Raw genomic sequence first — 7,101 nt, forward strand, 5'->3', positions numbered from 1 at the left:
CGCCCCGGTGGCGGGGACCGACAGCCGCCGACGCGCCAAGGGACACCGGCGGGGGCGCCGACGCGCCGCCCGGCCCGGCCCCGGACCCCTGCGCCGCACCGCCTTCGGCACCGCGGGCCTGCTCTGTCTGGTGCTCGGCACCTCACTCGCGCTGTCCGGCCGGGAGACCCCGGTGGTGCGGGTCGAGACCTCCGGCCACGGCGCCGGCACCGACATCCCCGCGGCGCCCCCGGGCGCCCCGGCCACGACCGGCACCGAGCACAGTGCGCCCACCGCCGCCAAGCCGTTCACGCCCTCACCGCCGACCCGCCTGCTGGTCCCCTCCGTCGGGGTGGACGCACCGGTGGCCGACCTCGGCCTGAACCCCGACGGCACGGTCGAGGTGCCACCGGCCGACCGGGGCGACGAGGTCGGCTGGTACCGCAACGGCCCCACCCCCGGCGAGCCCGGCCCCGCCGTGCTCATCGGGCACTACGACACCGTGCACGGCCCGGCGGTCTTCAAGCAGCTGCCGAAACTGCGGCCCGGCGAGCTGATCCGGATCCGACGCGCGGACGGCAGCACCGTGGACTTCAAGGTCCGCACGCTGCTCCAGGCCGCCAAGGACCGCTTCCCGACCGAGCAGGTGTACGGCGACACGCCCGCGCCCGCGCTCCGGCTGATCACCTGCGGCGGGCGGATCGGCTCGGACGGCCACTGGACGGACAACATCATCGTGCTGGCGGACCTGGCCTGACGACCCGGTACCGGCCGTACGAAGTGCCTCGCGGAACCATCGGCCGCCGTCCGCGCGACCTACCACCCGGGGCCGTGACGGGAGCGGCGAACCCCGGCGTCGCCACAGACCAGGAGGACGAGCACCGACCGTGGCAGCAACACGAGCACCCCGCCGCCGGCCCGGCGCCGTCCCGGTGGCCACCCTGGCCGGCCTGGTCGTCGTCCTCGCCCTCGCCGCCCTCGCCTTCGGCCGGGCCACCCCCGGCGGCCTGAGCGACCAGGGCCCGGCCCAGGCCGTCACGCCACCGCCGGTGACCCGGGCGCTCTGGCCGCAGCTGCCCACCTCTCCGCCGCCGGCCACGCCCGCGACCGGCGTCGCCCAGGAGCCGCCACAGCCCGTACCGGACCTGACCGTCCCCGGGCGCGACATCACCGCGGTCGACGTCCGCACCGTCCTCGCCAAGGATCCGAAGGTGAGCCTGGAGGAGCGCCAGGCGCTCGGCTCCTGCGCCGGGTGCGAGGTCCGCGCCCCCGAGTTCCGCGACCTCACCGGGGACGGACAGCCCGAGCTGATCACCGTCGTCACCACCCCCGGACCGGTCGTGCTGCACGTCTACACACTCGTCGAGGACCGCCTGCTGCCCGTCCTCCGGGTACAGGTCCAGCCGATGTTCAACGCCGCGACCATCGGCACCGACCTGTGGCTGTTCGAGCCGACCAGCGCCTACGTCCGGACCAGCAGCCACTACCAGTGGGACGGGACCAGGCTCGCCCTGAAGGACCGCCTCGACGAGGGCGTCGGCGTGCTCCCGCCCACCGGCACGGACACCGGCCGGCCGGCCGCCACCGCGGCCGAGCCCGTCCCGCCCCCGGCACGCCCCACCCCGTCCGCGCCGAAGAAGACGGCCCCCGATGCCGTCGTCCCGGCCCCGCGCCCCGCCCGGCCGTCCTCCGAGCCCACCGCCCCCGTCGTGCTCCCGGAAGCGAAGCGATGACCCCCGCAGGCACCCCCGCCACCCCCGGCGCCACTCCCGCCCACCCGCACATCCTGCTGGTCGAGGACGACGAGGTGATCCGCGAGGCCACCCGGATGGCCCTGGAACGCTACGGCTTCCCGGTCACCACCGCGGCCGACGGCCTGGAGGGACTGGAGGCCTTCCACGCCGTCCGGCCCGACCTGCTCCTGCTGGACGTCATGCTGCCGCTGCTCGACGGGGTCGGCCTCTGCCGCCGGATCCGGGAGGAGAGCCAGCTGCCGATCCTGATGATGTCCGCCCGGACCGACCCGGTGGACGTGGTCTCCGGGCTGGAGGCCGGGGCGGACGACTACGTGGTCAAGCCCTTCGAGAGCGCCGTCCTGGTCGCCCGGATCCGTACGGTGCTGCGCCGTATCCGGGTCGTCCCGGCGGTCGACTCCCCGCTGCCGCCGGAGGCCCCGTCGGCTTCCCCGACCACCCCCTCTTCCCCCGCCGTCCCCTCTTCCCCTCCTTCCCCTCCTTCCTCGCCCGCCTCTCCCGTCGCCGTGCGCAGCTTCGACGGCCTCCAGGTGGACACCGACAGCATGGAGGTCCGGGTGGACGGCCGCCTCGTCCCGCTCACCCCCACCGAGCTGCGGCTGCTGCTGGAGTTCACCGCCGCGCCCGGGATCGTGCTGGAGCGCTCCACCCTGCTCGAACGCGTCTGGGACTACGAGTGGGGCGCCGACACCCGGGTCGTGGACGTCCACGTGCAGCGGCTGCGCGCCAAGATCGGCTCCGGCCGGATCGAGACCGTCCGCGGGTTCGGCTACAAGCTGCGGCGCCCGGCATGACCCTGCGCCGCCAGATCGCCACCGCCGTCGCCGCCATCGCCGTCCTGGTCGCGGTGGCCGTCGGCCTGCTGGTCCACCAGGCGATGATCCGTCAGCACGTCGACCAGGCCCGTTCCTCCGCGCTCACCGCCCTCGACTCCGCACTGGCCGACTACGAACGCGGCGGCAAGCCGACCGACCGGGGCGCGGCCGTGAACGACCCGGCCCTGCCCGGCCGGCTGCGCGCCCTCGTCGACGGCGGCCGGCACGGCTCGCTGCTCGCCGCCGACGGCACCGGCGAGTCAATGTGGGCGGCCGGCCCGGTGCAGGACGGGGTGCTGTCCGTCCGGGTCGACTTCGCCCAGGACCGGCAGGCCATCGCCGACCTGGACCGGATCATCCTGCTCACCGTCGTCGCCGCGGTCTTCACCACCGTGCTGGCCGGCGTGCTCGTCGCCGACCGGATCAGCCGCCGGCTGCGCACCGCGGCCACCGCCGCCCGGGGCATCGCGGCCGGCGGGACGGACACCCGGATCGGCGAACTCGTCGACGGCAAGGACGAGGTGGCCGACCTCGCCGCCGCCGTCGACCTGATGTCCCGCACCCTGCACCGGCGGCTGGAGGACGAACAGCGCTTCACCGCGGACGTCGCCCACGAGCTGCGCACCCCGCTCACCGGGCTGGTCACCGCCGCCGAACTGCTGCCGCCCGGGCGCCCCACCCAGCTCGTACAGAACCGGGTCCAGGCGCTGCGCGGCCTGGTCGAGGACCTGCTGGAGGTCTCCCGCCTGGACGCGGACGCCGAGTCCCCCGACCTGTCCGCCGTCCCGCTGGAGCGCGCGGCACGCCGCACCGTCTCCCTCACCGGTCTGGACGTCACCGTCGACATCACCGCCGACCGGCAGGTCCGCACCGACCTGCGCCGGCTGGACCGCATCCTCGGGAACCTGATCCTCAACGCCCACCGCCACGGCGCCGGCCCGGTCCACCTGCACGTCGACGGCCTGCGGATCACCGTCCGCGACCACGGCCCCGGCTACCCCGAGGACCTCCTCCGGCACGGCCCGCAGCGCTTCCGCACCAACGCCCCCGAACGAGGCCGCGGCCACGGCCTCGGCCTCACCATCGCCAGCGGCCACGCCCGCGTCATCGGTGCCACCCTGACCTTCGCCAACCACCCCGACGGCGGCGCGCTGGCCATCCTCGTCCTGCCGTCGGACTGACCCCGGCCGACAGCGAAAGGGCCGGCCCGACACCCGTCGGACCGGCCCTTCCCGTCTGCGCCGAGCCCCCTGTCGGGTTCGAACCGACGACCCCCGCTTTACAAGAGCGGTGCTCTGGCCAGCTGAGCTAAGGAGGCACGGTGGCCGTCCGCGATGGATCACGGCGGCACCGGGGGCAGTCTACCGGGCCCGGGTGACGGGATGGGGGGATATCCGGGGGTTGGTGGGATGGATGGGCGTGATGGAACCGATGCCGAAATCGGGTCGGGTGGGGGCTGACAAGCGGCGGATGCGCAGGTAGCGTCGCCGGGAGCCGGCTCGTGCAGTGGTTCAGACCACTGACGGGTCGGCGGAGCACAACAGACCCCCTTTACTCGGATCGTCCGGCACGTTCCTGCCGGTGAAGGAGAACAACGACCATGGCTTCTGTCACGTACGACAAGGCGACCCGCGTCTACCCCGGGGCGGACAAGCCCTCGGTGGACGCGCTGGACCTGGAGATCGCGGACGGCGAGTTCCTCGTGCTGGTCGGCCCCTCGGGCTGCGGCAAGTCGACCAGCCTGCGCATGCTGGCCGGTCTGGAGGACGTCAACACCGGTGCGATCCGGATCGGCGACCGCGACGTCACCCACCTGCCGCCGAAGGACCGGGACATCGCCATGGTGTTCCAGAACTACGCGCTCTACCCGCACATGACCGTCGCCGACAACATGGGCTTCGCGCTCAGGATCGCCGGCGTGAACAAGGCGGAGATCCGCACCAAGGTCGAGGAGGCCGCGAAGATCCTCGACCTCACCGCGCTGCTGGACCGCAAGCCGAAGGCGCTCTCCGGCGGTCAGCGCCAGCGCGTCGCGATGGGCCGCGCGATCGTCCGCCAGCCGCAGGTCTTCCTGATGGACGAGCCGCTGTCGAACCTGGACGCCAAGCTCCGTGTCTCGACCCGCACCCAGATCGCCGGCCTCCAGCGCCGTCTGGGCATCACCACGGTGTACGTCACCCACGACCAGACCGAGGCGCTCACCATGGGCGACCGGGTCGCGGTGCTCAAGGACGGTCTGCTCCAGCAGGTCGACACCCCGCGCACCATGTACGACAAGCCCGCCAACCTCTTCGTGGCCGGCTTCATCGGCTCGCCGGCCATGAACCTGGTCGAGGTGCCGCTGGTGGACGGCGGCGTGAAGTTCGGCGGCTCGGTCGTCAACATCTCCCGCGAGGACCTGGCCGGCGCCGGCACCGACAAGACCGTGACCGTCGGCATCCGCCCCGAGCACTTCGAGGTCGTCCCGTCGGGCGGCATCGAGGGCGTCGCGGTGACCGTCAACGTGGTCGAGGAGCTCGGCTCGGACGGCTTCGTCTACGGCACCACCCAGATCGGCGGCAAGGACCACGAGCTGGTCGTCCGCGTGCCCGGCCGCCAGATCCCGGCCCGCGGCGAGACCATCCACGTCGTGCCGATCGCCAACGAGACCCACGTCTTCTCCACCACCTCCGGCCTGCGCCTGAGCAACTGACGCAACCCTGCGCCACACCTCGGAGCCCGTCGGACCCTCGTGGTCCGGCGGGCTCCGTCCGTACACCCCCGCGTCAACACGGCGCGGGGACGAACCGGACACCGCGTCACTCGATGGTGTAACGGAGGGCGATCGGGCCCGCACTCACCGCTACTCTCCTGAGGGTGAAGCAGCTTGTGCGCCGTATCGGCCAGACCGTCGCCCTGACCCTGCCGGTCGTCCTGGTGACCACCGGCACCCTCGCCGTGACCCGGGTCCCGTGGGCCCCGCCGACCGGGCTCGACCAGCAGGTCGTGGCGGCGTCCAGCGGCGATGGCGCCGGGATCGGGCGCTCCAACACCGCGGTCGGCGCCGCGGTCAAGCCCGCGGACGGGCTCGCCCCGCAGGAGTCGCTGCGGGTGGTGCTGCTGGACGAGCTGCGCGCGAAGAACCCTTCCGCCGCGCTGGACCTGCTGGAGCGGTCGATGCGCGAGCAGCCGTCGCTGACGCCCTACTGCACCTCGCTGGCCAGCGAGTTGGGCAAGGCGGCGGTGCGCAAGTACCAGGGCGACGTCCAGCGGGCCCGCTCCTTCGCCCGTCCGGTCTGCGACGGCTCGTTCGCGGCCGGCGTCGTCGGCTGACCAGGCCGAGGACGCCGAGACAGCCGAGGAAACCCGAGGCACCCGAGGAAGCCGAGGGCCCGAGTCTCCCAAGGCGGCGGACGCCTCCCGTCCGCCGCCTTATTGTTCAGCCATGACCGCTGACTCCGGCCCCGACGCCGGCCTCCCGTCCGCCTCGCTCCCCCAGTCCCGGCCGCCGCGGCCGGCCACGACGCCCGTCGCCCAGGCCGTCACCCAGGCCGTCACCCAGGCCGTCATCCTGGCCGGCGGCCAGGGCTCCCGGCTGCGCCCCTACACGGACGACCGCCCGAAGCCGCTGGTCGAGATCCCCGGGACGGGCACGCCGATCCTCGGCCACCAGCTGGCCTGGCTGGCCGAGGAGGGCGTCACCGACGTCGTCGTCTCCTGCGGACACCTCGCCGACGTGCTGGAGGAGTGGCTGGACAGGACGGACCTGCCGCTGCGGGTGCGCACGGTGGTCGAGGCGGAGCCGCTCGGGCGCGGCGGCGGCCTCAAGCACGCGGCCAAGGCGCTGCCCCGCCCGGACGAGCCCTGGTACGCCACCAACGGCGACATCTGGACCCGCTTCAGCCTGCGCGACATGGCCGCCTTCCACCACGAGCGGGACGCCGTCGCGACGCTCGCGCTGGCCCGGCCGCGGATCCCCTGGGGCGCGGTGGAGACCGACCAGTTCGGCAACGTGCTGGACTTCATCGAGGCCCCGCCCTCGCCCTTCCTGATCAACGCCGGCCTGTACGTGTTCAGCCCGGAGTTCGCCGAGCTGCTGCCGGACGTGGGCGACCACGAGCGCACCACCTTCCCGCAGCTCGCCCGCGGCAAGCGGCTGGCGGGCTACCAGCTGCCGCAGGGCGTGTACTGGCGGGCCATCGACACCGCCAAGGACCTCACCGAGGCGGCCAAGGAACTCGCCTCCGGCGCCGGCCGAGCGCCCCGGTAACCGGCACCACGAACAACCGGCGCCACGAACAACCGGCACCCCGGTAACCGGCGCCCGGACAACCGAAACCCCGGACAACCGCACGCGGACAGGCCGTCGGCCGGGTGCTCCCCCACGGAGCCCCCGGCCGACCGGCGTCACCGGGGGTCTCAGGTCGCGGTCGGCGCCCCCGGGTGGGAGGCCCCGCCGCCGGACAGGTCGGCCAGCGACGCGCTGCCCAGCACCCCGCCGAGCAGCCCCCCGGAGCTCGGGCTGGACTTGGGCGCCGCCCCCGCGCCACCGGCGCCCGGGGTGCTGCGCGACG

7 protein-coding genes and 1 tRNA gene are annotated in these 7,101 nt (G+C 74.1%); 7 read left to right on the top strand and 1 reads right to left on the bottom strand.

Translation table 11 applies throughout. The features are described from left to right. From KS423_RS33350 to KS423_RS33365, 4 genes are all read left to right on the top strand, one after another. Positions 1-736 (top strand): class F sortase (locus KS423_RS33350; RefSeq protein ID WP_308020278.1); only part of this gene is annotated, 736 nt, incomplete at its 5' end. A 130-nt stretch (positions 737-866) separates the two neighbouring features. After that, complete coding sequence (locus KS423_RS33355) at positions 867-1,712, top strand: hypothetical protein (protein ID WP_224283494.1); 846 nt, start codon at positions 867-869, stop codon at positions 1,710-1,712. Continuing rightward, positions 1,709-2,527, top strand: a complete 819-nt coding sequence (locus tag KS423_RS33360; protein WP_224283495.1) for a response regulator transcription factor — start codon at positions 1,709-1,711, stop codon at positions 2,525-2,527. Before KS423_RS33355 ends, KS423_RS33360 begins: the two co-directional genes overlap by 4 nt. Then, positions 2,524-3,729 (top strand): HAMP domain-containing sensor histidine kinase, encoded by a 1,206-nt coding sequence (locus tag KS423_RS33365; RefSeq protein ID WP_224283496.1) that lies wholly within the window; start codon positions 2,524-2,526, stop codon positions 3,727-3,729. Before KS423_RS33360 ends, KS423_RS33365 begins: the two co-directional genes overlap by 4 nt. 63 nt (positions 3,730-3,792) lie before the next feature. On the opposite strand, the gene KS423_RS33370 is transcribed toward KS423_RS33365, so the two are convergent. Further along, positions 3,793-3,866, bottom strand: a tRNA-Thr gene (locus KS423_RS33370). A 282-nt stretch (positions 3,867-4,148) separates the two neighbouring features. Here KS423_RS33370 and KS423_RS33375 point away from each other — a divergent pair. The 3 genes from KS423_RS33375 to KS423_RS33385 all read left to right on the top strand — a co-directional run bounded on the left by KS423_RS33375 (position 4,149) and on the right by KS423_RS33385 (position 6,797). Beyond that, a complete protein-coding gene (locus KS423_RS33375) occupies positions 4,149-5,240 on the top strand; it encodes an ABC transporter ATP-binding protein (RefSeq protein WP_224283497.1) in 1,092 nt (363 codons plus the stop codon). 164 nt (positions 5,241-5,404) lie between these two features. Then, a complete protein-coding gene (locus KS423_RS33380; protein ID WP_224283498.1) occupies positions 5,405-5,860 on the top strand; it encodes a hypothetical protein in 456 nt (151 codons plus the stop codon). 112 nt (positions 5,861-5,972) lie between these two features. Further along, complete coding sequence (locus KS423_RS33385; RefSeq protein ID WP_224283499.1) at positions 5,973-6,797, top strand: nucleotidyltransferase family protein; 825 nt, start codon at positions 5,973-5,975, stop codon at positions 6,795-6,797. Positions 6,798-7,101: the final 304 nt, after the last annotated feature.

It is taken from the genome of Streptomyces sp. LS1784 (genome assembly GCF_020103755.1).
Classification (GTDB): Bacteria; Actinomycetota; Actinomycetes; order Streptomycetales; family Streptomycetaceae; genus Kitasatospora.